The sequence below is a fragment of the Sporofaciens sp. JLR.KK001 genome, from assembly GCF_036941055.1.
Lineage (GTDB): Bacteria > Bacillota > Clostridia > Lachnospirales > Lachnospiraceae > Sporofaciens.
The window spans coordinates 20171-45963 of sequence record NZ_JAYMNO010000002.1 but is presented as its reverse complement, the minus strand read 5'-3'; the positions used below and the strand labels follow the sequence as shown (position 1 = coordinate 45963).

Annotated in this window: 22 protein-coding genes; 14 read left to right on the top strand and 8 right to left on the bottom strand. The window is 46.4% G+C overall.

Going from position 1 to position 25793, the window contains the following annotated elements:
• The first annotated feature begins 7 nt into the window (after nucleotides 1-7).
• The 3 genes from VSQ62_RS25450 (at nucleotide 8) to VSQ62_RS25440 (ending at nucleotide 4161) form a co-directional block, all read left to right on the top strand.
• Nucleotides 8-637, top strand: coding sequence for a hypothetical protein (locus VSQ62_RS25450; protein ID WP_334637849.1), 630 nt, complete (start codon nucleotides 8-10; stop codon nucleotides 635-637).
• A gap of 115 nt (nucleotides 638-752) precedes the next feature.
• The gene (gene ppdK / locus VSQ62_RS25445; protein ID WP_334637848.1) at nucleotides 753-3377 is read left to right on the top strand and encodes a pyruvate, phosphate dikinase; all 2625 of its coding nucleotides are present in this window, start codon (nucleotides 753-755) and stop codon (nucleotides 3375-3377) included.
• A 223-nt stretch (nucleotides 3378-3600) separates the two neighbouring features.
• On the top strand, nucleotides 3601-4161 hold the full coding sequence (locus VSQ62_RS25440) for a ferritin-like domain-containing protein (RefSeq protein WP_334637847.1): 561 nt from the start codon (nucleotides 3601-3603) through the stop codon (nucleotides 4159-4161).
• On the opposite strand, the gene VSQ62_RS25435 is transcribed toward VSQ62_RS25440, so the two are convergent.
• On the bottom strand, nucleotides 4129-5064 hold the full coding sequence (locus VSQ62_RS25435) for an RluA family pseudouridine synthase (RefSeq protein ID WP_334637846.1): 936 nt from the start codon (nucleotides 5062-5064) through the stop codon (nucleotides 4129-4131). The two genes, VSQ62_RS25440 and VSQ62_RS25435, sit on opposite strands and share 33 nt — an antisense overlap.
• 245 nt (nucleotides 5065-5309) lie before the next feature.
• Between VSQ62_RS25435 and VSQ62_RS25430 the strand changes: the two genes are divergently transcribed.
• Nucleotides 5310-6560 carry a dicarboxylate/amino acid:cation symporter gene (locus tag VSQ62_RS25430; RefSeq protein ID WP_334637845.1) on the top strand — a complete coding sequence of 417 codons (1251 nt, stop codon included), beginning with the start codon at nucleotides 5310-5312 and terminating at the stop codon, nucleotides 6558-6560.
• Between the two features lie 140 nt (nucleotides 6561-6700).
• Nucleotides 6701-8377, top strand: a complete 1677-nt coding sequence (locus VSQ62_RS25425; RefSeq protein WP_334637844.1) for a LytS/YhcK type 5TM receptor domain-containing protein — start codon at nucleotides 6701-6703, stop codon at nucleotides 8375-8377.
• A gap of 300 nt (nucleotides 8378-8677) precedes the next feature.
• On the opposite strand, the gene VSQ62_RS25420 is transcribed toward VSQ62_RS25425, so the two are convergent.
• Nucleotides 8678-10150, bottom strand: a complete 1473-nt coding sequence (locus tag VSQ62_RS25420) for a DDE-type integrase/transposase/recombinase (protein WP_334633522.1) — start codon at nucleotides 10148-10150, stop codon at nucleotides 8678-8680.
• 173 nt (nucleotides 10151-10323) lie between these two features.
• Here VSQ62_RS25420 and VSQ62_RS25415 point away from each other — a divergent pair, with 173 nt between their 5' ends.
• From VSQ62_RS25415 to VSQ62_RS25405, 3 genes are read left to right on the top strand one after another with little or no spacing between them, the layout of a single operon-like run.
• Complete coding sequence (locus VSQ62_RS25415) at nucleotides 10324-11046, top strand: LytR/AlgR family response regulator transcription factor (RefSeq protein ID WP_334637843.1); 723 nt, start codon at nucleotides 10324-10326, stop codon at nucleotides 11044-11046.
• 17 nt (nucleotides 11047-11063) lie between these two features.
• On the top strand, nucleotides 11064-11552 hold the full coding sequence (locus VSQ62_RS25410; protein WP_334637842.1) for an NUDIX hydrolase: 489 nt from the start codon (nucleotides 11064-11066) through the stop codon (nucleotides 11550-11552).
• 15 nt (nucleotides 11553-11567) lie between these two features.
• On the top strand, nucleotides 11568-12461 hold the full coding sequence (locus VSQ62_RS25405) for an SPL family radical SAM protein (protein ID WP_334637841.1): 894 nt from the start codon (nucleotides 11568-11570) through the stop codon (nucleotides 12459-12461).
• Nucleotides 12462-12996: 535 nt separating this feature from the next.
• On the opposite strand, the gene VSQ62_RS25400 is transcribed toward VSQ62_RS25405, so the two are convergent.
• Genes VSQ62_RS25400 through VSQ62_RS25380 form a run of 5 tightly spaced genes read right to left on the bottom strand, consistent with a single transcriptional unit; the run spans nucleotide 12997 to nucleotide 17997 of the window.
• Complete coding sequence (locus VSQ62_RS25400) at nucleotides 12997-14136, bottom strand: Gfo/Idh/MocA family protein (protein ID WP_334637839.1); 1140 nt, start codon at nucleotides 14134-14136, stop codon at nucleotides 12997-12999.
• Nucleotides 14133-15620 (bottom strand): rhamnulokinase, encoded by a 1488-nt coding sequence (locus VSQ62_RS25395; protein ID WP_334637837.1) that lies wholly within the window; start codon nucleotides 15618-15620, stop codon nucleotides 14133-14135. Before VSQ62_RS25395 ends, VSQ62_RS25400 begins: the two co-directional genes overlap by 4 nt.
• Nucleotides 15617-16414: a DeoR/GlpR family DNA-binding transcription regulator gene (locus VSQ62_RS25390; RefSeq protein ID WP_334637835.1), complete on the bottom strand. Its 798-nt coding sequence runs from the start codon at nucleotides 16412-16414 to the stop codon at nucleotides 15617-15619. Before VSQ62_RS25390 ends, VSQ62_RS25395 begins: the two co-directional genes overlap by 4 nt.
• Before the next feature lie 18 nt (nucleotides 16415-16432).
• Nucleotides 16433-17038: a class II aldolase/adducin family protein gene (locus VSQ62_RS25385; RefSeq protein ID WP_334637834.1), complete on the bottom strand. Its 606-nt coding sequence runs from the start codon at nucleotides 17036-17038 to the stop codon at nucleotides 16433-16435.
• A 29-nt stretch (nucleotides 17039-17067) separates the two neighbouring features.
• Nucleotides 17068-17997: a 1-phosphofructokinase family hexose kinase gene (locus VSQ62_RS25380; protein WP_334637833.1), complete on the bottom strand. Its 930-nt coding sequence runs from the start codon at nucleotides 17995-17997 to the stop codon at nucleotides 17068-17070.
• A 238-nt stretch (nucleotides 17998-18235) separates the two neighbouring features.
• On the opposite strand from VSQ62_RS25380, the gene VSQ62_RS25375 reads away from it, so the two are divergent.
• The 6 genes from VSQ62_RS25375 to VSQ62_RS25350 all read left to right on the top strand — a co-directional run bounded on the left by VSQ62_RS25375 (nucleotide 18236) and on the right by VSQ62_RS25350 (nucleotide 24810).
• The gene (locus VSQ62_RS25375) at nucleotides 18236-19477 is read left to right on the top strand and encodes an oxidoreductase (protein ID WP_334637832.1); all 1242 of its coding nucleotides are present in this window, start codon (nucleotides 18236-18238) and stop codon (nucleotides 19475-19477) included.
• 25 nt (nucleotides 19478-19502) lie between these two features.
• On the top strand, nucleotides 19503-20480 hold the full coding sequence (locus VSQ62_RS25370; RefSeq protein WP_334637830.1) for a sugar phosphate isomerase/epimerase family protein: 978 nt from the start codon (nucleotides 19503-19505) through the stop codon (nucleotides 20478-20480).
• A gap of 16 nt (nucleotides 20481-20496) precedes the next feature.
• Nucleotides 20497-21831, top strand: coding sequence for an ABC transporter substrate-binding protein (locus tag VSQ62_RS25365; protein ID WP_334637829.1), 1335 nt, complete (start codon nucleotides 20497-20499; stop codon nucleotides 21829-21831).
• A gap of 72 nt (nucleotides 21832-21903) precedes the next feature.
• Complete coding sequence (locus VSQ62_RS25360) at nucleotides 21904-23217, top strand: carbohydrate ABC transporter permease (protein WP_334637828.1); 1314 nt, start codon at nucleotides 21904-21906, stop codon at nucleotides 23215-23217.
• A gap of 2 nt (nucleotides 23218-23219) precedes the next feature.
• Nucleotides 23220-24056 carry a carbohydrate ABC transporter permease gene (locus VSQ62_RS25355; protein ID WP_334637827.1) on the top strand — a complete coding sequence of 279 codons (837 nt, stop codon included), beginning with the start codon at nucleotides 23220-23222 and terminating at the stop codon, nucleotides 24054-24056.
• A gap of 61 nt (nucleotides 24057-24117) precedes the next feature.
• A complete protein-coding gene (locus tag VSQ62_RS25350) occupies nucleotides 24118-24810 on the top strand; it encodes a cupin domain-containing protein (protein ID WP_334637826.1) in 693 nt (230 codons plus the stop codon).
• Nucleotides 24811-24903: 93 nt separating this feature from the next.
• Here the strand turns inward: VSQ62_RS25350 and VSQ62_RS25345 are convergent, their stop codons facing one another.
• Nucleotides 24904-25692 carry a DeoR/GlpR family DNA-binding transcription regulator gene (locus VSQ62_RS25345; RefSeq protein ID WP_334637825.1) on the bottom strand — a complete coding sequence of 263 codons (789 nt, stop codon included), beginning with the start codon at nucleotides 25690-25692 and terminating at the stop codon, nucleotides 24904-24906.
• Between the last annotated feature and the right edge of the window lie 101 nt (nucleotides 25693-25793).

Genomic DNA, 25793 nt, shown 5'->3' with positions numbered 1-25793 from the left:
GGTACGGATGAAGATAGAAAACACGGAGAAAAGTACGGAAGAGTATATCGTGAAAGAGACTTGGGGGACGATGACCCTGGGTAAGAAGATAGAATATCTGTGGATGTACTATAAGGGGTGGCTTGCCGGGGCGCTGTGCCTGGTGCTGGTGATCTGTATCGGCGTGTCGATGTACAAGGGGATACGCACGAAGGTTCTGTTAAATGCAGTCGTGATCGGCGGCAATGACTTGAAGGCAGAATGGCTTGAGGAATCATTTGCTGAGTATGCGGATATCAGTGAAAAAGACGGGGTCTTGCAGATCCGTACCAATATACCGGACGACGGCGGCGAGATGACGAGCACGACGGCGCTTACGACACTGATGGGGGCGGACGCCATAGACGTGCTGGTCTGCCCCAAGCGTGTCTATGAGGATTACAGCGCCCATGACGGATTCCTGGATATGAAGGAGCTTCTGGGCGCAGAGGCGGGCGGAAGCGGCGATACCATACTTGACGACGGTGTACGCCTGAAGGATGAGAATATCCTGAGCAAAGAAGAGATGACGAGCTATGAGGAGATCTATGCGGCAGTTCCCGTCAACAGCCAGAATCCGGAGATGGCGGCAAAGTTTATAGAATATCTCTTGCAGTAACAGTTTGAAAATATCAATTGGAAACTATTTGGAAATACTTGACGAATACTGGTAAAACCAGTAAAATATTATGTGCGACTTAGAAAAATATATAGTTTTTAGGAGGTCATGACAAATGGCAAAATGGGTTTATATGTTCACAGAGGGTAACGCAACCATGAGAAATCTTCTCGGTGGTAAGGGCGCGAACCTTGCTGAGATGACAAGCTTGGGCCTTCCGGTGCCGCAGGGCTTTACGATCACAACTGAAGCCTGTACACAGTACTATGAAGACGGAAGAACGATCAATGACGAGATCATGGGACAGATCATGGAAGCTGTTACGAAGATGGAAGCGATCACAGAGAAGAAGTTCGGTGATAAGGAGAATCCGCTTCTTGTCTCTGTACGTTCCGGCGCAAGAGCATCTATGCCGGGTATGATGGATACGATCCTGAACCTTGGCCTGAATGAGGACGTTGTTGAGGTATTGGCAGAGAAATCCGGTAATCCGCGTTGGGCATGGGATTGCTACAGAAGATTTATCCAGATGTACTCTGACGTAGTTATGGAAGTTGGCAAGAAGTATTTCGAAGAACTGATCGACAAGATGAAGGAAGAGAAGGGCGTTAAGCAGGATGTTGAGCTTACCGCAGACGATCTGAAGGCGCTTGCAGGACAGTTCAAGGCAGAATACAAAGAGAAGATCGGACAGGACTTCCCAACAGACCCGAAGGAGCAGTTGATGGGCGCGATCAAGGCTGTATTCCGTTCATGGGACAACCCAAGAGCGAATGTTTACCGCCGTGATAACGATATCCCGTATTCATGGGGAACGGCCGTTAACGTACAGTCCATGGCATTTGGTAACATGGGTGACGACTGCGGTACAGGTGTTGCATTTACCCGTGACCCTGCTACAGGAGAGAACGGCCTGTTTGGCGAGTTCCTGACCAATGCACAGGGCGAGGACGTAGTTGCAGGTGTCCGCACGCCTATGCACATTTCCGAGATGGAACAGAAATTCCCAGAAGCATTTGTAGAGTTCAAGAAGGTATGTGAGACTCTTGAGAAACATTATAGAGATATGCAGGATATGGAGTTCACGGTTGAGCACGGTAAGCTGTATATGCTGCAGACACGTAACGGTAAGAGAACGGCTCAGGCTGCTCTTAAGATCGCATGTGACCTCGTTGACGAAGGTATGAGGACTGATGAAGAAGCAGTAGCTATGATCGATCCTCGTAACTTAGATACACTTCTTCATCCGCAGTTTGACGCTGCTGCGCTTAAGGCTGCTACACCGATCGGCAAGGGACTTGGAGCTTCTCCGGGAGCTGCATGCGGTAAGGTTGTATTTACGGCAGAGGATGCTGTTGAGTGGCATGCAAGAGGCGAGAAGGTTGTTCTGGTACGTCTTGAGACATCACCGGAGGATATCACAGGTATGAAGTCCTCACAGGGTATCCTGACGGTACGCGGCGGTATGACAAGCCATGCAGCCGTTGTTGCGCGCGGTATGGGTACATGCTGTGTATCCGGATGCGGCGACATCGCTATGGACGAGGAGAACAAGAAGTTTACATTGGCAGGCAAGGAATTCCACGAGGGAGACGCGATCTCTATCGATGGTACGACAGGTAACATCTACGATGGAATTATTCCTACCGTTGACGCTAAGATCGCCGGAGAATTCGAGCGTATCATGACATGGGCAGACAAGTACAGAAGACTGGGCGTGCGTACCAACGCAGACACACCGGCAGACGCTAAGAAGGCAGTTGAGCTTGGCGCAGAGGGTATCGGTCTTTGCCGTACAGAGCATATGTTCTTCGAGGAAGACAGAATCGCTGCATTCCGTGAGATGATCTGTTCTGATACCGTAGAAGAGAGAGAAGCAGCGCTTGAGAAGATCCTGCCATATCAGCAGGGAGACTTCGAGGCTCTCTATACAGCGCTGGAAGGCAATCCGGTTACGATTCGTTTCCTTGATCCGCCGCTTCATGAGTTCGTTCCTACAGAGGAAGAGGACATCAAGAAGCTTGCCGACGCGCAGGGCAAGTCTGTAGAAGATATCAAGACCCTGATCGAAGGCTTGCACGAGTTCAACCCGATGATGGGTCACCGCGGATGCCGTCTTGCAGTTACCTATCCTGAGATTGCGAAGATGCAGACCAAGGCTGTTATCCGTGCGGCTATCAATGTGAAGAAGGCTCATCCGGATTGGGCGATCAAGCCGGAGATCATGATTCCGCTGATCGGCGAGATCAAAGAGCTTAAGTATGTGAAGAAGTTCGTTGTTGAGACTGCAGACGCAGAGATCGCGGCGGCAGGTATCGAGCTTGAGTATGAAGTTGGTACGATGATCGAGATCCCAAGAGCAGCCCTTACTGCTGACGAGATCGCAACGGAGGCTGATTTCTTCTGCTTCGGTACGAATGACCTGACACAGATGACATTCGGATTCTCACGTGATGACGCAGGCAAGTTCCTGGAAGGGTACTATGATGCTAAGATCTATGAGAACGATCCGTTCGCGAAGCTTGACCAGACAGGTGTTGGTAAGCTGATGGAGACCGCTATCAAGTTAGGTAAGCCGGCGAATCCGAAGCTTCACATCGGTATCTGCGGCGAGCACGGCGGAGATCCAAGCTCTGTAGAGTTCTGCAATAAGCTTGGTCTGGATTATGTATCCTGCTCACCGTTCCGTGTACCGATCGCAAGACTGGCAGCGGCACAGGCGGCTATATCACAAAGATAGGCGTGAGCAATGTTTATATCTAAATAATCATAAGCGTATCATTAGAAATAGTGGTACGCTTATTTTTTTGTCTGAATCGTACCTTGCACAAAACGGTAAAGCCAGTTTGGAAAGGATGCTGCTTACCCGCAGGAATGCACCAAATATTATCCTCCGAATATACTATTGCAAATAGTCCCCCTTTCCCTATCCGGAAGGGGCAGATTCGGGAGTGATTTGATTTATGGAAGAAAAGAAGAATCCGCTGGTCAATACATGTAATTTCTCGGGCGGCAGACCGATCATGGTCGACCTGCCCTATCCGCCGATACAGGTAAAAGAGAGGAACCGCGCCTATGCAGATCTGCTCAGTGTGGATTACTGCGGTGCAGTATCGGAGATGTCCGCCATCACACAGTATATCAATAACGAGAACCGCCTGTCCCACGAGATGTGCCAGATGGCGAAGACGCTTCTGGGTATCGCGATGGCGGAGATGATGCACCTGCAGAAGCTTGGTGAGCTGATCTGTCTGCTTGGCGGCCAGGTGGATTTCACCGCGAAGATGAGGAACGGGAGACGGCGGATGTGGACGCCGGAATATTTGAATATCCCGGGAAATGTACAGAAGATGCTGTCAGCGGACATAGAGGCGGAGAGGGCGGCGATCAGCCAGTATGAAGCGCATATGCGGGTGATAGAAGACTGCTATGTGAACGCGGTGCTGGCAAGGATCATCCAGGATGAGGAATACCATATCATGCTGCTGCAGTCATTGCTCAAAGACTGCCGGGAAATCTCCTGATATGTTCTGTCTGCCGCATTGCAGAACGGCGCTCATATCCTCGGGAAGCGGAGCAGTGAATTCCATAGCATCTCCTGTAATCGGATGTGTGAATGCAAGCCGGTGTGAGTGCAGCGCTTGTCTGTCCATATATTCCATGTCCGGATTATACAGGTAGTCTCCGATCAGAGGATATCCGAGATGCTTCATATGTATCCGGATCTGGTGGGTCCGTCCTGTCTCCAGGCGCAGGGATATCAGGCTGTGGCCGTTTCGTTCGTCCACGACCCGATAATGGGTGACGGCCGTCTCCCCGTGCTCGAAGTCCACGGTTCGTTCAATGATGGTTCCGGGCTTGCGGGCAAGGGGAGCATCGATCGTGCCGGATTGCGGCAGCACATGCCCGCGCACGATGGCAAGATACTCCCGGCGTATAATATGTCTGCGCACCATATCGGAGAGGATACTGCCGCTGACCAAGTGCTTCGCGACAACGGTAAGGCCGGAGGTGTCTCGGTCCAGACGGTTGCAGCAGCGGAAGATAAAGGGCTTGCCCTGCTCCTGATAGTACCAGGCCAGGGCATTGGCCATGGAATTCGTGTAGTTATTGAGAGAAGGATGGATCGGCATACCGGCAGGCTTGTTGATCACGATGATATCCTCGTCCTCATATACAATGTCAAGAGGAAGCTTCACGGGAGGAATCTTCCCGGAGCATTCCGTCTCGCAGATGCAGACACGGAGCCGGTCTCCTGCCGCAAGCTTCTGTCTCATATAGTAATGAATTCCGTTCACCAGAACGCTCCCAGGCATCCGCTTGATCTCCGTAAGATTCTGGCAGGAATATCCCCGCCGCCTGAGAAATTGCTCAACTCTGAGTCCGCCGTCTGTCTCGTCTACCAGATACTCAATCGTCCGAGTCATCTTAACATCTCTCCTCTTGATACACATTTCAGCCGCCGATTGCGATAGCGTGATGTCTCTATTCTAGCATATTTGCCGAAGGATGTGCAGCCTGGTTAGGAATTACAACTTTTCATACATATATTCTTACATTTCATACAAAAACTATTGCGTATTTTCTGAAAAAAGGTAAAATATGTACAGAAATGAGAGATGGCCATCTCAGAAAATGTGCGAAAAAATGAAAATGGAGGATAGGGTAACAAATGGAAGAAAAGAAAAAAAGATTTTCGATTTCTCTTACAACACAGATCCTGATTGCAACCTTTGGAGGTATTGCATTCGGTGCGGTCATCGGCGAGTGGGCGGCTAATTTGAAATTTATCGGCGACATATTCCTTCGACTGATCCAGATGTCGGTAGTGCTTCTCGTTATGTCCGCAGTGGCGGCGGCAGTAGGGAGCGGAGACGGTCAGGATGTCGGTAAGATGGGATTTCATACATTCAAATGGATCATCTTCTTTACCGTGATCTCTGCGGGCTTTGGCGTGATACTGTCCATGCTCTTTAAGCCGGGCGTGGGTATTGCTCTTGGCAGCGCGGAGGATATCGCGAATGCAACGGTGGAATCTGCTTCCCTGCAGGATACGATACTGGGATTCGTACCTACGAACGTGATCAATTCTATGTCAGAAGGAGCCATGGTTCCGTGTATCGTATTCGCATTGTTCTTCGGTATCGCGATGGGCGCCTACACGAAGCAGAGCGGCAACCGTGTCATGGTTGACTGGGTACAGGGATTGAACGCAGTCATCACGAATATTATCAAGACGGTCATGAATATCGCACCGATCGGTATCTTCTGCCTGTTGGCTAATGTTGCGGGCTCTACAGGGCTGAAGGTTATCATTCCGATGCTGAAGTTCTTAGTGCTGCTCCTTATCGGCGATGCGATCCAGTTCCTGATATTCGGACCGCTTACGGCGGCATTGTGCAAGGTAAATGTCGCGAAGATGCCGAAGAAGTTCGCGAAAATGTCCATTATGGCCATTACCACCACTTCCGGCGCGATCTGTCTGCCAACAAAGATGGAGGATGCGGTTACGAAATTTGGTATCAGCCGCAAGGTTGCAGACTTTACCGGACCGATCACGATGTCCATGAACAGCTGCGGCGCTGCCCAGTGCTATGTTGCGGCGATCTTCTTCATAGCACAGTCTACCGGAATCGAGATGACGGTATACCAGATGGGTATGGCGATATTGTTATCCTGTCTGATGTGTATGGGTACCATCTCTGTACCCGGCGGTTCTGTTATCGTGTATACCTTCCTTGCTTCTTCACTGGGACTTCCGCTTGAGAGCATCGCGGTATTGATCGGTATCGACTGGTTTGCGGGAATGTTCCGTACATTAATGAACGTAGATGTGGATGTCATGGTAGGCCTTTTGGTGGCGAGCAAGCTTGGCGAGCTGGACCGCGACGTCTACAACGAGAAGAAGACAGTTGCTTATTAATTAAGGTTTCGGATCACATTTTGAACATACATACATCTCTTCGGGGCCTTCGGTACATCTATCGGAGGCCTCGAAGAGTTTTTGTTGTATCCCTTCGGGAAATATGCTACAGTTATTTTAAGAAGATGGGAGGAGAGCACATGAAGGAGAATACACTGGTGTTTGAATTGATTCTTAATATCGGCCTTCTCGTACTGGTTGCAAACCTGCTCTCCAAGTTCCGTCTGATCCAGAATCTGCTCGTGCAGGAGCAGAGGAGCTTCAAGAGCCAAACCCTGCTGTCCGTTATATTTGGAGGAGTGATCGTGCTGTCCACTTATACGGGGATAGATGTCGGTTCCTACAGCTTGAATACGCGGGTGATCGGTGCGATGACGGCGGGGCTTCTCGGCGGGCCGATCGTAGGGCTCTATGCATCCCTGATCGGCGCGGTCTATGTGTATTTCTTCTCTTCTCCGCAGGCATTTGCCATGGCGTCGGCATTCTCCACGATGTTATTCGGCCTTCTCGGAGGGGGATTCTATCCGTATTTTCAGCGGGGCAAATGGAAATACAAGGATCTGTTTCTTCTGACTTGTTTTGCGGAAGTCTGTGATATGGTGTCGCTTCTTCGGTTCACCGTGCCGGTCCAGATGGCATTGAATACCATACTGGAGATCTCCGTGCCGATGATCGTGATGAATGCCGTCGGTATTCTGATATTCATCTCAAGCTTCAACAATGTGTTCGTCCAGCAGGATCTTGAGAGGAGCCGGCAGCTTCAGCAGGCGTCGGAGCTGATGAAGAAATGTCTTCCGCAGCTCCGTCAGGGACTTGAGAATCAGGAGAATATGGAGAGGTTCGCGAGGATCATCCTGGAAGAGACGGATTGGGCGGGAGTTATGGTTACCAATAAGAATGAGATCATAGCGGACTGTCAGCGGGAAACATCCGAACAGCTCCAGCCGGAAGCGGGAATTCCGGATATCGGGGTCAGGGCGATGGAGACCCGGGAGCTTGAGACGATGTATCGGGTACCGCATAGCAGCACGTGGTATGAGTGTATGAAGGATTATTCGCTGGTGGCGGCGCCGATTGTGATCCGGGAACAGGCGATCGGCTGTCTGATCGTGTGGGTGAAGAAGCAGTGGGTATTCCGCCAGAGTGAACTGGAGCTGCTCTCTCATCTGGTGCTCCTAAGCTCTTATCAGATCGCGCTTGCAGAGCTGGAGCGCCAGAAGGATATGTGCCGGAAAGCAGAGTTTAAGGCATTGCAGTTCCAGGTGAATCCTCATTTCCTCTTCAATGCGCTGAATACCGTGTCCTGTGTGTGTCGGGAGGATCCGGAGAGGGCGAGGGAGCTTCTGATCATCCTTGCAAATTATTTCCGCTATAATCTGGATTATGATGCGTATATGGTGCCCATGGAGGAAGAGATGGATCATGTGAGGGACTATCTGGAGCTTGAGCAGGCGCGGTTTGAGGAGAAGCTTGTGGTTACCTATGATGTCCCGGAGTACATGGATATCAGGATCCCGACTTTGATCCTGCAGCCGATCGTAGAGAATGCGGTGCGCTATGGTATGAACAGGGAGGGCAAACGAGTTGTCTCGATCTGCGTGAGGGAGACGGCAGACGGGTATCTGGTACAGATCAGGGATGAAGGAAAAGGAATCGGGGACGATATCCTTGAGAAGCTTCGGAGCGGTCAGGCGATCGGGAACAGTATCGGGCTTAGCAATGTGCATAAGAGAATGAAGAGTACATATGGGGAAGAGCATGGACTTCGTATCACAAGCTCCGGGCAGGGAACCTGTGTGGAATTACATTTTGGGTAGTGTCAAGTAATCTATGAAAAAACGAGCTGAAAAAAATAGGCTCAAATGAACCTTGAAAACTGCAGATATTGATTCCGAAAAGATCTCCGAGGGCTTAGGGCGTTGCCCTAAGAACCCACAAGGGACCAGTCCCTTGACCCATTTTCGGGCTCTGCCCGAACCCGTCCTCGCCGGAAGGCAGGAAAAGGGCGCAGTTGCCCCTTTTCTGCTAAACAGGATAATCCGTGAGCCTTATGTCAATAGACTTTCGCGGCATATCCTCACAGACGGCGCTACCGTCTGCTCCGGTATTCCACGGTTCTATTGACAACAGCTCCGCTCCGATGCAGGGTTTCCATTTTTCTGCATGTTCAGGATAGTCTGCTGACCGAGGAAGATGAGAAGCTGCCATTTACCCGGCATGTTGTCGGCACTCTGTAGCATTTCTACTTCGTTGAGTACTTTGTATTTCTTGTGTTTATGCGGACGGAGAAAGTTATAGTATGCGACCCAGAGGGCAAGATCGTAATTAGCACCGTCGATGTTGTCAAAGCCGTTTGTGTGACGGTAAGAGGCCTTATAGGTGCGGTTGAGGCGTTCAATCATCTGTTTGAACGGACGATGTTCTGTAGAAACGGCATCGTCGTTGGTAAGCCCAATCACCTGGGTGATTTTGAAGGTAAAATCTTTCCCCAACTTTTTTACAAATTCCATTGCGGCGAGTGGGTAGGCGCTGTAACCGTCGGCAATGAACTTGAAGTTTTCCGGCAGCTTTGTCAGTCCCCGGAAAGCCATACGCATGGCGAGGATACAGGGACCGACACCACGGTTATCCGATACCTGATAGCCGATGATGGATCGGGACGCAGCGTTCATAATAAGCCAGACATAGGTTTTGATACCACGGATTTTTATATAAGTTTCATCGGCAGTAAATACATCCCCTTTTTCGTAAGGGTATTGGTCAACAAAGGGCTTAATGCAGACAGCGGCAGTCTTGCAGTAGTTGGCGATCTGCTGGTGGGAAATGTTGATGTTGTACAGGTCTTTCAGGGCCTGCGAGGTTTTTCGCAGAGAGAGGCCGAGGTTGACATGGAGGGTCAGACACAGGGACATTACGTGGGCATTATGTTTGCTAAATTTCAGGGATGAGGCATTTTTAGGAAGGGTATTTAGATCCATGCTGAAAAAATCCATCGTGAACTCACGGTAGATATAGTGGAGTTTATATTTGTTTTTGCCGTAATCCTCTCGGAGGTCTTCTTTATCCACTTTTTTGAGGTTGTAGAGATAATAAGGGCATTTGGGATTGACGCACTTATGGATGATAAAGTGTTTGCGTTCTTTCTTGGGAACCAGGGCATTGCCGCAGTGCGGGCAGCGTAGTTTTACAGAGGAGAAGCGGCTTTCATGGGGTGAGAACCTTGCGCTGCAGACCTTGCAGAGAAGCTGCCCTTTGGAACCATTATTTTTGTAAAGGAAAGGTTTCGGCGCATTACAGCGGGGGCAGGTGCATTCATCCGGGATATCGCATTCTGACCGGCGGCTGACAGGGCGGATCTTTTTACCATAACGTTTTTCAAAGTAAGGGATTAATTCTTTATAAGTCCAGTCCTGGCGGAAGTCGGTGATAAGAGGGAGTTCATCAATCTTGAACTTCTGGTATTTTGGAGAATGGGAATCATCAAAGGCCCACTGTTTCAGAGGGATGTATCTGCAGATAAAGTTGATCAACCAGCAGTTTTGCTGGTAAAGAGATTGAATGAGAGAGAGTAAATAGGTAATAATATCCATAAGCAATGATTTTCCTTTCAGTGTTTGTGGGTTAGTAATAGTATTGACACAAAAAAGGGAGGTCATTGCTTTTTTTCTTGAAAAAGTGGTGTAATCCTTGGAATTATAAGGTTTGCAACAAAAAATATAGTGGTAGATTTGACACTACCACATTTTGTGAGGAGGAAGGGTCTATGAGGATTGCGGTAGTTGACGATGAGAGACCGGCCAGAAGTGAGCTTAAGCACCAGATATTGCAGCTTCTTCCGGAGGCGCAGGTCGATGAAGGCGAGAACGGAGCGCAGGCGCTTGAGATGGCGGGGGAGGAGAGATACGATATATTTTTCCTGGATATCAATCTGGGTGACATTAACGGTACCGTTCTTGTAAATGCATTGAAGAATATGCAGCCGGAGATGAAGATCATATTCGTGACGGCATATTCCGAGTATGCCGTGAAGGCGTTTGAACTAGAGGTGGACGACTATATCCTGAAGCCCTTCGGCCAGAGACGTCTTGAGAAAATGCTGAGGAAGTGCGGATTCGGGAATCCTTCGGTACAGGAGAACGTGAAGCCGGAGGCAAGGAAGCGGATCGCGATCAATACGGACGGAAAGACCATTTATGAAGAGGTGGGAAATATCGTCTATATCGAGACCTGCAACCGCGGCTGTATGATCCATACTGACAAGAACGAATACTATGAGGGGAAAACCATCGGCGATTTTGAGAAGCGGCTTAAGGATATGGGATTTTTCAGAAGCCAGAAGAGCTATCTGATCAACCTGGGGAAGGTGAAGGAGTTATTTCTGTGGGGGAATAACAGCTTCGCGGTGAAGATGGAGGGTTACGACAAAGAGGTGCTTCCGGTGGGCCGGGAGAAGATCAAGGTCTTGCGGCAGTTGTTGGGAGGTTAAGGCAAGGAGTGAAAGATATGGCGAAATTAAGTACCCTGTGCTATATAGAGCGTGACGGCAAATACCTGATGCTGCACAGAACGGTGAAAAAGAACGATGTGAATAAGGATAAATGGATCGGCGTGGGCGGTCATTTTGAGGCGGACGAAAGCCCTGAGGAATGTCTGCTGCGCGAGGTGAGGGAAGAGACAGGCTATACACTGACATCCTATCAGTATCGAGGACTTGTGACCTTCGTATCGGGAAATGGCGTTACGGAGTATATGTCATTATTTACGGCGGACGGATTCGAAGGAGAGTCGGTCCCCTGCGACGAGGGAGAGCTTGAGTGGGTAGATATAGATAAGGTGGAGGAGCTGAACATCTGGGAGGGGGATAAGATCTTCTTCCGGCTATTGGCCGAGAAGAGGCCGTTCTTCTCTCTGAAGCTTGTGTACGATGGACATGACGGACTGATCTATGCGGCGCTTGACGGAGAGACGATGGAGCTGCCGGCTGCCAGGTGAAGGGAGAGGCTTTAGATGGAATACATTTCTGCGAAAACAATTGTGACGAAGACGAAGGCTCCTGCAAAGTGGTTCGGGATTGATTACAATATGAATATTTATAAGGGGTGCTGCCATGGCTGTATATACTGTGACAGCCGTTCGGACTGTTATGGAGTGGAGAATTTCGATCAGGTGCGCGCCAAGGAGAAGGCGCTGGAGATCATCCGGGATGATCTGCGCAGGAAGACCAGAAGCGGCGTGGTGGGGACGGGCGCTATGAGCGACCCATATAATCCCTTCGAGCGTGAGCTTGAGTTATCCCGGCACGCGTTGGAACTGTGCGATGCGTTCGGGTTCGGAGCGGCTATTGCGACGAAGAGTACGCTGCTTACCCGGGACATAGACGTCCTTCAAAGTATCGCCGAGCATTCTCCGGTGCTGATAAAGGTTACAATCACAACGGCAGAGGATGAACTGGCGGCGAAGATCGAGCCGAACGTCTCACGTCCGGCGGAGCGGTTCAAGATGATCGAGAAGTTATCTGGGGCGGGGCTCTATACAGGGATCCTGCTGATGCCGGTGCTGCCCTTCATAGAGGATAACCAGGAGAATATCGGGGAGATCGTCAGGTGGGCGCAAATGTCTGGGGCGAAGTTCATCTATCCTGCATTCGGCATGACCCTGCGGGGGAATCAGAGAGACTGGTATTATCGGAAGCTGAATGAATTATTTCCCGGGGAAGGGCTGGCGGAAGCCTATCAGAAGAAGTATGGGGGAGCTTATGAGTGTGTCAGTCCCAGGGCGCGGAAGCTGTGGGAGTATTTCGCAGGGGAATGCAAGGAGAGGCAGATCGCGTATCGGATGGAGGATATTATCAGCCAGTATAAGAGGGCGTATCAGGTTACGCAGATGAGGCTGCCGTTGTGAGAGAAGCCATAACAGTACATAACGTTGAGTACAGAGTCAGCTATATCTCTGTCGAATTTTTCTTTTTAGTGCTAACTTTGGAATCCCGTACTATAGATACGGGGATATCGTCAGCTTTGCGTTCAAATGCTATTATGCCCTTTGAAGAGATGTCCGATCTCATTCTTGATAGGAAAGTTCGATTCTTTCTTTATAATAAGCAGATCGATCTCCAAAGGTTTGGTATTCAGGTTGTATTCTTTCTCGAAGATGAGATTTTGTCGGTTGTATGAGAGTTCCAAATTCATAGCGGTAAAAATTCCTTTCTGTAGTTAGTATAGCACATTTGGGAGAGGAGTGACAGTAAATTGTCTGGTAATAATTGGCGTAATAATTGGATTCGGGATAGATCTGGGTGAAAGTATTGCGTATGGATACCCTGTGATGTAATAGTCGATTATAACGAGGAGCAACATGTGGTCAAATGAAGATATGGGGAGGATGAGGGCTGCCGGTAAACCTGGCAGCCCTCATCCTCCCCATATAAGAAACGGTCTTAAGGAACATCTACCCATCCCTGCTTCTGATTGCTTTCAAATATTTTCTGGCAGAGAATCATTTCATGAAGCCCATCATCAAAATCCGCATGTTCATGAGAACTATCTGGATATTCAATATGATGATATATATCACGGAAACTTTGCTTAAAAGCATCCGGGAAGCCTTCTGCGTGACCGAAAGGATATGCGATTAATGGCTTCGTACTTGAATGGACAGTTCCAAGTCCTTTTTCAACGAATTCACTGCAAGCGTCTCGTTTTCCTATGATCAGATTATTACAGCTCATACTGTTCCATTCTGCAGATTTTTTGTAGCCTCCGATCTGCAGATTGATGTCTACAGACTTTCCGGCAATAACCTGAGAGAAAAATGCACTTCCCTTTGCTCCGTTACTGAATTTAAAGAGTATGTTTGCATTATCTTCAGTGTTGATCTTGACGTCTTCATAGTCGTTCTCATCAGTATTTTTCTCAGAGTAAGCAAGTACAATCCCTTTTGGTTTTTTCCTCGTTGCATGTATGGTTGAGAAGTCTGCGTTAACGGCGATGATCTTCTGGCCTGTCACATATTCAGCGAGATCCATCCAGTGAGAGCCGATATCAGCGACGGCACGGGTATTACCCGATTCGCTGGAGTTCAGGCGCCAGCTATAATCGGTATCATAGAGCAGCCAGTCTTGAGTGTAATTACCGGTGATTGAGAAGATCTCTCCTAGTTCTCCGTCTTTGATAATATTTTTCAAATGGTTGTTCATCGGATAGAAGCGGTTATGGAAATTAATGCCGCCGATCAGATTCTTTTCTTTGGCTTTGGCGGTCAGTTTACTGGCCTCGTCAATGGTGATGCACATCGGTTTTTCGCAGATCACATGGACGTTATGGTCCATGGCATACATAGCAATCTCGAAATGTGTATTGTTTGGCGTACAGATGTGTACCGTATCCAGTTTCATTATGTCTATCATTTCTTTATAATCAGAAAAATAATGGGGTACGTTAAGCTTTTCTGCGGTTTCTTTTGCGTTAAAAGTGTCGGCAAGCGCTGTGACCTCGACATTTCCAAGCCTGCGCAGGGTTTCGATATGGACCTGTCCGATAAAGCCAGTTCCGATGATTCCTGTTTTGAAATGTTTCATAGTGATCTCCTTTCTGCTATTGAGACGATTTGGTTTTTAAAGCGGAGGTACTGTTTGTTCCAGATATAAGTGTTCTGGGGCAGGTATTCTGTTGTTTTTACAGAGCTGCGGATAAGCTGCCGTCCCTCCGAGATACCGCTTATCTGTTTTAAGGCGATCAATTGGACAATCATGTTGCCGAGTGCGGTCGCTTCGACCGGACCTGCGATAACAGGAAGTCCGGTGGCATCGGCGGTAAATTGGCACATAAGAGTGCTCTGAGACCCGCCGCCCAGGATATTGACTACATGAAAATCAATGTTTGTCAGAGTGTGGAGCTTTTCCAGATTCCAACGGTATTTTAATGCCAGGCTTTCATAGATACAGCGGATGAGCGCGCCCGAGGTATCGGGAGAGCTGTTATAATATTTTTGACAATAGGATCGTATCTTGCTGATCATATTTCCAGGTGAATAGAAGATCTCGTCATCTACATCAATGAGATAACGAAAGGGTTCGGCCGCTGCTGCGTCCTGTTCCATATCCGAATAACTATATTGTCTCTTAGGAGAACAAAGTTCTGCACGAATTTCCTGGATTAGCCAGGTTCCCATGACGTTTCGCAGGATTCTGTGATGACCTCTAAAGCCTCCCTCATTGGCGATGTTGTAGCGGTATCCGTATTCTTGGATGACTGGAACGGATGTTTCGCAGCCGACCAAAGCCCATGTTCCGCAGCTTATAATAGCGCAGCCCGGATTATCTGCAGCGGCAAGAAATGCTGATGCTGTATCGTGTTCACAGACTGTAGTAACGGCGAATCCTTTCGTGTGAAGCTTCTGGTTCGTGAAGCTGTCAGTGTAGGAAGTGACTGTGCCTGGATAGACGATTTCCGAAAACAACCTCTGAGGTATTCCATAGTGGTTTAGGATCTTGCTGCTCCAATCCCGAATATTAGAATCAAACATCTGGCTGACCGAAGCAAGAGTATATTCGGTCTGCATTTTTCCGGTCAGATAATAGATCAGAAGATCGGGAAGGAAGAGCAGTTTGTTACTTTGCAGCAGGTAATTTTCATCCTGAAGATTCATAGCTGCCAGCTGCATAAGTGTATTGAAAGGCGCATTCTGATTACCATTAATGAAATAGAGCTGTTTAGGGTCCATAACATCGTATATTTGCTCTTTTAATTCCATAGTCCGGCTGTCACGGTAGCAATGCATTTGTGTCAGTAATTCACCTGTAGGCGTAATTAGTGCAAAATCATTGCAATAGCTGTCGATTCCAAGAGAAGTAATGTCATCATTTGTTGCATTGACTGCTGCAGAAATACCGTAACATAGTTCCTGATAAATTCGTAAAAAATCCCAGAAAAGATGGCTGCCAAGGGAAACGGCTGAGTGATCAAAATGGTGCAGAAGATTTATGCGCAGTTTTTTTCCTGCATATTCCCCCAGGAATATTTTGCCGCTGCTTCCGCCCAGGTCAAAAGCGATGATGTTCATAAACATTCCTCCTGTGCGACGATAATTTTCTCGATCAGCTCTTTTGATAACCTAAGATAAGATATATCCGGTTTCGTGTCTGTGATAAGATGGTCAATATCTGCAAAATTACAAAGATGAATCTGGCCGACAGGAGCAAATTTAGTATGGTCTGCCAGCAAGAAAACTTCTTGAGAATTCTCCATAAGAGTTTTTTTGACATCTATTTCCTGAATACCTGAATCTGTAATCTGTGCGTCGGAAACAATTCCTGTACAGGATATGAATGCTTTGCATGGAAAATATTGTTTTGCATTTTGCAATGCTAATGTGCCATATGCTGACAGGTTGGAGCTTTTTAATATTCCGCCGAGGAAAACAATGGTGTGGCTGGAAGAGAGATCTTTTGCACATTCTACCAAAAAGGAGACGGAATTTGTCAGTATAGTAACTTGTATATCTTTTGGAATATACTGGTATAAGTAAATACAAGTTGTGCTGTTATCAATGAAGATAGTATCTTCGTTTTGTATTTGCTTTGCCGCATATTTGCAGATAATCTTTTTCTCAGCAACATTGATGATCGCCCGTATATTTACAGGAAGTTCCGATGTACCCGGTGGCTGGGAGGCGTTTTCCGGAAGCATGGCGCCGCCGTGGACACGTATCAGTCTCCCCTGGATTTCCATGGTCTTAAGATCCCTTCGGATTGTTTCCCGTGACACTTGGAAAGAATGTGCAAGTTCGCGTATCTCGATTTTTTTGTCAGCATGTAATAGCATCATGATTTTTTTATAGCGTTCTTCTACATGCATGGCGTCCCCTCCGCAATGTTATATCAGGTTCCTGGTAATTGTACAGAAAGCATCGCATTCAATCCTTTCTAACATGCTGTAGGCCGAGTAGATGCTGCGGCCAGATACGACTACACCATGCAGGGGCATGATTACTCCGATCGGCTTTTTCTCTGCTGTTTCTCTGTGCTCCTCAAAATAATTGTATACATTCTGGGACAGTTCGGGAGAATATGCTTTCGTCCATTCAATACATCCGACGTATCCTCGTCCCATGGTAGCTTCGGTGACATTGGGAATCGGTTTGGCCTGTGCGACAAAGGGCATGCAGTAAAAGGGATGCGCATGAATGGTGCATTCTATTTCCTTGAAATTCTTCAAGATCAGGCAATGCATCAAGCCTTCCCGTGACAGGCGTCCGGTTCCTTCCAGAATGTTTTCATCATAGTCGATCAGCAGGAAATCTTCGGGTCCCAATTCACAATGTCTCTCTTCAGACATCATGGAAGGAGAGATCAGGATCCGGTTCTCGTCTACTCTTACGGCAAAGTTGCCGCCTGCGGCATTTGTTAAGCGCCGTTCCCACATTAATTGTGCTACTTTGCACATTTCTTTGCGCATTTCATAATAAGACAGATTGCTCATAATTAGTTCCTTCTTTCTTTTTTAGTTTTTTATATTTTTTTAATAGTGACCATAGGCATCAATTCTTGTGCACGCTGCAGGTTGAATCCAACTGATGACTCGGATTCGGCAGTGGCAGCAGAAATTGCGGTGGCGAATCTTAAGGTCTGTTCCATATCATACTTTTTTTCTATGCCATAGATCATGCCGGATAGATAACAATCACCGCAGCCAATCGTATTAAGGACCTTTACTTTAGGCGGTATCGCCCGATAGAGGCTGTCTGAACACTTTACTATGGAGCCATTCTCGCCAAGCGAAACGGCAACAATATTGATATGATAACGATCCAGGGAAGAGATGGCGTCAATAATCTCGGAATCCGTTCTTAGTTCACGGTCACATAACTGTGACAACTCGTCCAGGTTTGGCTTGATCAAAAAGGGAAATTCGTTCAAACATTCCCTCAAAGTAGGACCGCTGGCATCAAAATAAATTCTGAGACTGAGGGGTTTGAGTTTATTGATTATGTAGTTATATACGCAAGGATCGAAACAATTGCTGGTGTCTCCGGACAGAATCAGTGAATCGTTCTCTTTAAGTTCTGGGAGCATTCGGTTGATTAATTCGTCAATAGTTTCTTTGTCCAGATAAATCCCTCCTGATGCGAATGTTGAACAATCTCCATTGTCTTCGATCAATATGTAATTGATGCGGCTGTCGGATTCATCTCTGTGGATGAATTGAACGTTGACGCCTGATTTGGACAACATGTGGATGATTTTCCTGCCGGTTTGACCGTATGATATCCCAAATGCGGTGTTGTCGATGCCGAGAGATTTGAGATTGACAGATACGTGAGTGCCTTTTCCGCCTAGAGAATCATCGTTAGAACGCAGGCGATTTGTTATATTTTTTTTAAATTTGTCCAGAAACAGTAATTTATCAATAGCGGGATTTAGGGTCAGGGTATGTATCATATGGATCCTCCTTTCTGAGTTATGATACAAAACATTTCTTGACCGAATATTAACACAAAAACGGTCAAAAAACAATATTTGTTTTTGAATTTGTGTGTTATATACAAATAATGTGTCAAAAATTGGTAAAAACTCACAAATAGTGTAAAAATTATTGTAAAGTAATTGAATATGTGGTAATATACAGTCATAAACAGTAAAAAACAAAAGAAATATGTCGAAGTTAAGGAGGATGAAAATGAGTTGCAAAGAAACGTTATTACAACCGATAAAGATTGGAAACAGGATAGCTCAGAATAGATTCTTTATTCAGCCAATGGAATGCAATAAGGAAGATGAGACAGGAAACCCGTCTTCATCGACACTTCAGAGATATTGCGATTTGGCGAAGGGCGGAGCAGGTATGGTTTCGCTGGAAGCAATCACTGTTACCAGAGAAAGCCGCGCAAGAGATAATCAGTTGACGATTATGCCACAGAATCAGGAAGCATTGACAGAATTTGTGGGAAAGGTTCATGAGGCAAACCCAAAGACAATATTTATTTTTCAGTTAACACATTCGGGAGAAATCTCTAATCCAGATTTTTCGAAGAGAGTAACACCGAACCCGCTTCCGGGATATGGAGGTGAGCTGCTGACAGAAGCGGATGTGGAGAAGATCATGGATTCCTATGTGACTGCGGCAAAGATTGCGTACAAAGCGGGTGCAGATGGCATTGATATGAAACTGTGTCATGGATATTTGGGAAGTCAGATGATTCGTCCGCATAATGACCGTGATTGGAAATATGGCGGAAGCTGGGAGAATAGAAGCCGTTTTGCTTTTGAACTGATAGAACGGATCAGAGAGGCTGTTCCGGATGAAAAATTCTTGATTGGTTCCAAGGTTTCTGCGTGGGAAGGGTTTCCGGGAGGTTTTGGTACGGAAGGGCCGCACTCTCCGATCATGGATCTGACAGAACCAATTAAGCTGATCAAAGGTCTGGAAGAAAGGGGCGCGAGTTTCATCATCCAGTCCGCAGGCAGTCCGTCAATTACGATAAGCCTTACACAAGTGGACAAGCATATACCGTATTATGCTTATATGCACCAGTATTGGGCAAAGGAGTTCAGGAAGGCATTGAAGCCGGAGACAGTGGTAATCGGTTCTAACTTCTCTCCGTTCAGGGAAGGGAAGAATGGATTGTGTGCGGTGACCGAGGAAGAGAGCAGTCTTTTGAATTATGGCGCCTGGTGCATTGAAAACAATGTGACAGATATGATTGGTCTTGGCAGGCAGTCGTTTGCTGATCCGTATCTTCCGAAGAAACTGGAAGAAGGGAGGGAAGATGAGATTCATTATTGTCTGTTGTGTGACAGTTGTCTGGAGCTTCTGATACAGCAGAGCAGAGTCGGTTGTTGTGTATATGATAAGGAAGCGCATGCGGAACTTGTTCGGACCAGGAAAGAGAAGGGAGCATTGAAGGTATCTCACACATAGAATGAGGAAAAGAGGTGAAAATGAAATGAAATTAGGCTTTTTTACGGCGAATTTTACTGAAAAACCATTAGAAGAAGTCGTGAAGATGGTTGCAGGATACGGATATGAGACGTTGGAGATTCCCGCATATGAAGGAAATGGGCAATTGGAGACAAAAGATATTATAAAAGGGAATCATGCAGTGGAAGTGAAGAAAATGGTTGCCGGATATGGAATGGAGATTCAGGCCCTCAGTAATCATGCAGATTCATTCCTTATTATGGGACCGCCGGGAAAAGAAACGGATTTTATTTACAAAGGAACTGCAAAAGAGAAGATCATGCATGGAACAGAAAGCCTGATTCGAACGGCGCAGGCGGCGAATGCATTAGAGGCTCCGATTGTTGTTGGCTATCCGGGTGTTGAAAACTGGGGGAGATTTTTCTTCTTCCCGTACGGAGAAGGCTGGAGTGAGTATGAAGAGCAATTTGCGGAGAGGTTTACACCAATTCTGGATAAGTTTCAGGAGTATGGGGTGAAGTTCGCGATTGAGATCCATCCGAACAGTTTTGTCTATGATATTCATACGGCCAGACGTGCTTTGGAATTGGTAGATTATCATCCTGCTCTGGGGTATAATCTGGATCCGGCTAATATCATTTACCTGATGATAGATCCGGCGTTGGCGGTTGACAGTCTGAAGGATAGAATCTTCCATGTACATGCTAAGGATGCAGAACTGGTAAAGCATAATATTGCGTTGGGCGGAACACTGATGCATGGTGACATGTCTGCATTGGAACATACATACCGATTTAGAATTCCGGGATGGGGTCAGGTAGAATGGAAACGGCTGATCACAGAGCTGTCTATGATAGGGTACACGGGTTCTCTGAGCTACGAGCATGAGGATGTTACGATGAGCCGAATGGATGGTGTTGAGAAAACAGCAGAGTTCTTAAAGCCTCTGATCATCAAGAATCCGTATGAAGGAAGAAAAGATAAATTATTTAATAAGGACTAGAAGAGGAGGAAAGATTATGTCTAAGAGATTCAGGAGAGTATTGGCAGTTATGTTGAGCGGAGCAATGGTATTTTCGATGGCGGCATGCAGCAAATCTAGTTCATCGTCAGGTGATGCAGGGAGTTCATCAGATTCCAAAGAAGAAGGGGAAGCGGGCGATTCGGGCGAAGCTTCGGATGAGGTGGTAACAATTGTCTATGCAGGCGGAACGGACAGTACCGGAGCGACGACAGAGATTATAGAAGCTTTTGAGGAAAGCCATCCGAATATCAAGATCCAGCGGGTAGATATGCCGGCAGATCAGGGTGCGCAGCATGACGCTTATGTGACAAGCTTTGCTGCAGGCGGTACAGATTATGATGTGATAGACAGCAATGTTACATGGCCGGCAGAATTCGCAGAGGCAGGGTATATATTGCCGATCGATACTTTGCTTGAGAGAGATGGTTTTGATCTGAGCAGCTTTGTTCCCGGCTATGTAGATGCTTATACATTCAAAGGGCAGATCTGGGGTATTCCATGTCATACAAATGCAGGAATATTGTTCTATCGGACGGATCTTGTCGAGACTCCTCCGGCAACGTGGGATGAATTATATGAGATGGCAGAGAAATATACCAGTGAAGGCAAGATAAAGTATGGTCACGCGATGCAGGCAGCGCAGTATGAAGGACTTGTCTGCAATGCGATGGAGTTTATAGCATCCGAAGGCGGTAAGGTTGTGGATGACGACGGGAATATTATTATCAATAATGATGGTGTGGTAAAGGGGCTTGAGACTATGAGCAAGATTGCTTTGGCACCGTCTTCTCCGGATAATCTGACAACCCTTAAGGAATCAGAATGTATAGATCTCTTTTCAGCAGGAGATGTTCTATTTATGAGAGGATGGCCGAGCGCTTATGCGAATGTGACGAATCCGGAGACTTCTAAGGTTGTTGATAATGTGGGCGTTGCAGCGCTTCCGGCGGGCTCAGAGGGCTCTTTTGGATGTATCGGCGGATGGGGAGTTATGATCAATAAGAATACGGAGCATGTAGAAGAGGCATGGGAGTTCGTGAAGTTCAAGGCAGGAGTAGAAGGACAGAAAATCAATGCGATTACAGGAGCACAGCCCCCTTTGAATCAGGATTTGTATCAGGATGAGGAAATTGTTGAAGAGCGTCCGTTTTTTGAACTTCTTGTGAAAGCGGTAGACAGCGGTGTTCCGAGACCAGTTTCCCCGGTGTGGACAGAGCTCTCTGAAATCATGCAGATTGAGATCTCTAAGGTGGTTTCGGGAACCGAGGATGCCAAGAAGGCTGTTGAAACGATGGATACGGAAATGAAAGCTATTGTTGATAACCAGTAAATCAATGCGTCGAGTCAATACGGTAGCCATAATGGCTGCCGTATTGAGATCGCAGACGGAGGAGGTGCCATTGTGAGGAAAAAACGGCTCGTAATGAATGCCGCAAGGAGAGAGGCATTGACAGGATACCTGATGACAGCACCCGCGCTTATTCTCATATTTGCTGTTGCATTATTTCCGGTACTCCGAACATTTTACTTAAGTACATTTGATTTAAGGTTGAACAATGCTTCATTATCCAAAACATATACAACACACAATCTGGATCTTGAATATTATGCCGATACGTTCTTCAGGCTGAACAAGAGGCTTGCGTATGTAAGTGAAGGCGAAGAAAAAGAAGCAGCGTCTGTCGCACAATCTTTATTAGAGAGCATCAATCAGACGCAGGAGGAACTGCTGGCCAGAGAAGAACTGACAGACAGTTATAAGGTTGTTTATGACGCAGTATTGTCAATGAAATCGCTGAATAATGATGAATTGACGGTCAGAGAGATTGAACAGCAATCGGCAGAAATGTTGAAGAGCAATATTGATGATGTGATTGCCCGGTTAGAGCCTTATAAAGATGTTGAGAATGTAGATGTCGCGATTGAGATCGCGCGGGATATGGAATCTTCTTTGAGAGAGCCGAATTTTGTCGGTTTCAATAATTATAAAGTGTTGTTTTCTAATGACCGATTGGGGCGCTCCCTGGGGAATACGTTTATATTTGTAGTATTTGCGGTATTTTTTGAACTATGTATCGGTATTCTTCTGGGACTCTTAATGAATAAAGTGTTTGTTGGAAGAGGGATCGTCAGGGCATCTATTTTGATTCCGTGGTCTATTCCCGCGGCGGTATCGGCGTTGATGTGGCGTTTTATGTATGATGGAGAATATGGTATTATTTCGAATCTGTTTGAAAGTATAGGGTTATTTTCCTCGGCCAGTGATATTTTGACAACAAAATCCGGAGCACTGTTTGGGCTTATTTTTGCAGATATCTGGAAAACGTCGCCTTATATGGGGCTGATGATTCTGGCAGGTTTGCAGACAATTGATGCGGGGCTTTATGAGGCGGCAACGATTGACGGAGCCAATAAGATACAGCAGTTCTTTAAAGTTACGCTGCCTTTGCTTAGGCCGTCGATTCTTGTTGCATTGGTGTTTAGAACGCTGGATACCTTTAAGGTGTTTGATCTGGTATCAGTCATGACTAACGGGGGACCTTCTAATTCGACAGAAACGATATCGGTGTATGCTTATAAGACTATGTTTGCTAATATGAATTTTGGCCTGGGATCGGCGATCGCGGTTGTGATGTTTGTGGTATTAGCAGTTATCTGTGTGATCTATGTGAAGGTATTTGGGGCAGATTTGTTTAAGACAGAGAGGGAGAGCTGAGTATGAAGAAGAAATATGCGAAATTAAAAAAAGTGTTATTTTATGTGTTTATCGCACTGTTTCTGGTTGTGATGCTGTTTCCTTTCTATTGGCAGGTTGTGACATCGCTACGGTATCAAAGGGATATATCGTCTATGACGCTGCTGCCGGATCTGTCAGATCTTAATTATACGTCTTATGTTACTATTTTTACAAAGCGGCCGTTTGCGAGATATATCATGAACAGTCTGGGGATATCACTGATTACAATGGTATTGTGTATTACCGTTACGTCTCTGGCGGCATATGCATTGGCAAGGCTGCGGTTTAAAGGGAAACCGTTTATTCTGGGATTATCGTTATGTGTTTCCATGTTTCCGGCAATCGCTGTGATATCGCCGATGTATATGTTTATCAGTAATATTGGATTGAGAAATACATGGTGGGGACTTGTCATACCATATATGACTTTTGGGATACCGCTGTCATTGTGGTATCTGACGACCTTTTTTAAATCAATACCACTTGAACTGGAGGAGGCGGCTAAGATTGACGGATGCTCGAATATACAGGCTTTTACGAAGGTTGTTCTGCCGTTGGCGATTCCGGGAATGTTTACAACGGCTATTTTGATATTTATACAGGCATGGAATGAATATCTGTTTTCGTTGACGATCAATACGGATGATACAGCAAGGACGATTCCGGTTGGAATAACGATGTTCCGCGGAGAGTATACAATTCCATGGGTGGAAAATGCCGCAGCGATTGTGACGGTAACAGTACCGCTGGCAATTATCGTATTGATACTCCAAAAGAGGATCATCTCAGGGCTGACATCAGGTGCAGTGAAGGGATAGGTATGTCTGAGGGAAGCATTAGAATAAAATAAAATAGAGATTGCAGGAGGGAAATTACATTATGTCTATTATAAAGAAGAAATTTGATCCAAATAATGCCAGGGCGTCTCATGAAGGAACGATACTTGCATCTGACGTGGTGCCGGAAGGCTATAGTGCGCCGTTTAAACATGCATATGGTTATTTGCTGAATAATCAGACGATGGCTGGACATGCCCATGAAACAGATGAGATCTACATAGTATTAGAGGGAACCGGGTATGTGACGGTGGGCGGGAAGAATAAGCAGGTAAGTGCCGGAGATGTGATCGCAATCCCGCCGAATGTATGGCATACTATGATGTGTACAGATCAGGACAAGGCGCCGTTTTTGTGGGCGGCACTCTGGTGGCCGCATATGGATAATGATAAAGTATTTGGGGAAGAAATTGTCGTGAAAAGATTCGATAAGGACACTGCGTATCATGCGCATCAAGATACGATTTTAGCGGATCTGGTTGTACCGGAAGAACTAAAATGCCCATTCTGGCATCAATATGGTTATCTGACGAAAGGGAATACTATGGAGCTTCACAAGCATCCTACGGATGAGATTTATATTGTGTACAGCGGACAGTTGACGGTAACGGTAGATGATGAACAGGAAGTGGTGGAAGCTGGAGATGTAATTGCGATACCTCCGAATCTTATGCATACTATGACTGCTTTGAGTGAGGAAGCGGTTTGGGCAGCGCTTTGGTGGGAGCATATATAGAGACATATGAGGGGGAGTTCAACTCATAAGTAAAAGCCAGAACCCGGGGACGATACCGCGGGGCTGGCTTTTTGTAAATACTGTATCAGGCAATTATGAATTGGCAGAGATAATGTTGATATTCGTATGAGCAAAGTTCTTTAGCAAAGAGGAATCCGCCTGCTCGTCTGTAATTAAATAATTGACAGAATCCATGGATGACAAAAAGATGGGACCGTTTTTGTTAAATTTAGTATGATCTGCCAGGATATAGATCTCCTGGGCTCGTTCGATCATTGTACGTTTGGTGTCAATTTCGTATATACTCGTATCGGCGAGCATCGTCTGAGAGCTGATGGATGCGCAGGACAGGAAAGCCTTATTAGGGTAATATTCTGCGGCATTCTTAATAGTAGTGTTGCCATAAACGGAAAGGTTGTGATTGTTGAAAATTCCGCCAAGGCAGATCAAGAAGACATTTGGGTTCGGGTTCTGTACACATTCCAGCAAAAATTTGATAGAATTCGTGATAAATGTCACCTGAATGTCTTTGGATACATATTTGCTTAAATACATAGTAGTAGAACTATTGTCCACGAAAATAATATCACCGTCTTGAATAAATGAAGCGGCTTTGCGGCAGATCTCATTCTTCTCATTGAACTGTTGGATTCCGCGGACAGCTATGGGATATTCGTGAGATTTCTGTGTGTTATTATGCTGTTTGGCCAGAACAGCGCCGCCGTGAGTGCGTTGAATAATGGAATTGGCTTCAAGATCGCGCAGATCCCGGCGGACGGTTTCCTTGGAAACACCGAATTTTGCGGCAAGATTGTTGATATCGACAACCCCTGTACTTTCGAGCATATTAATGATCTCGGCTTTTCTCTCAACACTGTACATTTTTCGTCACTCTTTCTTTTGTTTAATATGTTAAAATATGACATTATTATAGCATAACTAACATATAAAAACAACATAATTGGGAAAAACATGTGAGAAAA

What these genes read in the sequence shown, in the direction of transcription:
- VSQ62_RS25450 (WP_334637849.1), top strand. Translation starts at nt 8, where the DNA reads ATGAAGATAGAAAACACGGAGAAAAGTACGGAAGAGTATATCGTGAAA.
- ppdK (WP_334637848.1), top strand. Translation starts at nt 753, where the DNA reads ATGGCAAAATGGGTTTATATGTTCACAGAGGGTAACGCAACCATGAGA.
- VSQ62_RS25440 (WP_334637847.1), top strand. Translation starts at nt 3,601, where the DNA reads ATGGAAGAAAAGAAGAATCCGCTGGTCAATACATGTAATTTCTCGGGC.
- VSQ62_RS25435 (WP_334637846.1), bottom strand. Translation starts at nt 5,064, where the DNA reads ATGACTCGGACGATTGAGTATCTGGTAGACGAGACAGACGGCGGACTC.
- VSQ62_RS25430 (WP_334637845.1), top strand. Translation starts at nt 5,310, where the DNA reads ATGGAAGAAAAGAAAAAAAGATTTTCGATTTCTCTTACAACACAGATC.
- VSQ62_RS25425 (WP_334637844.1), top strand. Translation starts at nt 6,701, where the DNA reads ATGAAGGAGAATACACTGGTGTTTGAATTGATTCTTAATATCGGCCTT.
- VSQ62_RS25420 (WP_334633522.1), bottom strand. Translation starts at nt 10,150, where the DNA reads ATGGATATTATTACCTATTTACTCTCTCTCATTCAATCTCTTTACCAG.
- VSQ62_RS25415 (WP_334637843.1), top strand. Translation starts at nt 10,324, where the DNA reads ATGAGGATTGCGGTAGTTGACGATGAGAGACCGGCCAGAAGTGAGCTT.
- VSQ62_RS25410 (WP_334637842.1), top strand. Translation starts at nt 11,064, where the DNA reads ATGGCGAAATTAAGTACCCTGTGCTATATAGAGCGTGACGGCAAATAC.
- VSQ62_RS25405 (WP_334637841.1), top strand. Translation starts at nt 11,568, where the DNA reads ATGGAATACATTTCTGCGAAAACAATTGTGACGAAGACGAAGGCTCCT.
- VSQ62_RS25400 (WP_334637839.1), bottom strand. Translation starts at nt 14,136, where the DNA reads ATGAAACATTTCAAAACAGGAATCATCGGAACTGGCTTTATCGGACAG.
- VSQ62_RS25395 (WP_334637837.1), bottom strand. Translation starts at nt 15,620, where the DNA reads ATGAACATCATCGCTTTTGACCTGGGCGGAAGCAGCGGCAAAATATTC.
- VSQ62_RS25390 (WP_334637835.1), bottom strand. Translation starts at nt 16,414, where the DNA reads ATGCATGTAGAAGAACGCTATAAAAAAATCATGATGCTATTACATGCT.
- VSQ62_RS25385 (WP_334637834.1), bottom strand. Translation starts at nt 17,038, where the DNA reads ATGAGCAATCTGTCTTATTATGAAATGCGCAAAGAAATGTGCAAAGTA.
- VSQ62_RS25380 (WP_334637833.1), bottom strand. Translation starts at nt 17,997, where the DNA reads ATGATACATACCCTGACCCTAAATCCCGCTATTGATAAATTACTGTTT.
- VSQ62_RS25375 (WP_334637832.1), top strand. Translation starts at nt 18,236, where the DNA reads ATGAGTTGCAAAGAAACGTTATTACAACCGATAAAGATTGGAAACAGG.
- VSQ62_RS25370 (WP_334637830.1), top strand. Translation starts at nt 19,503, where the DNA reads ATGAAATTAGGCTTTTTTACGGCGAATTTTACTGAAAAACCATTAGAA.
- VSQ62_RS25365 (WP_334637829.1), top strand. Translation starts at nt 20,497, where the DNA reads ATGTCTAAGAGATTCAGGAGAGTATTGGCAGTTATGTTGAGCGGAGCA.
- VSQ62_RS25355 (WP_334637827.1), top strand. Translation starts at nt 23,220, where the DNA reads ATGAAGAAGAAATATGCGAAATTAAAAAAAGTGTTATTTTATGTGTTT.
- VSQ62_RS25350 (WP_334637826.1), top strand. Translation starts at nt 24,118, where the DNA reads ATGTCTATTATAAAGAAGAAATTTGATCCAAATAATGCCAGGGCGTCT.
- VSQ62_RS25345 (WP_334637825.1), bottom strand. Translation starts at nt 25,692, where the DNA reads ATGTACAGTGTTGAGAGAAAAGCCGAGATCATTAATATGCTCGAAAGT.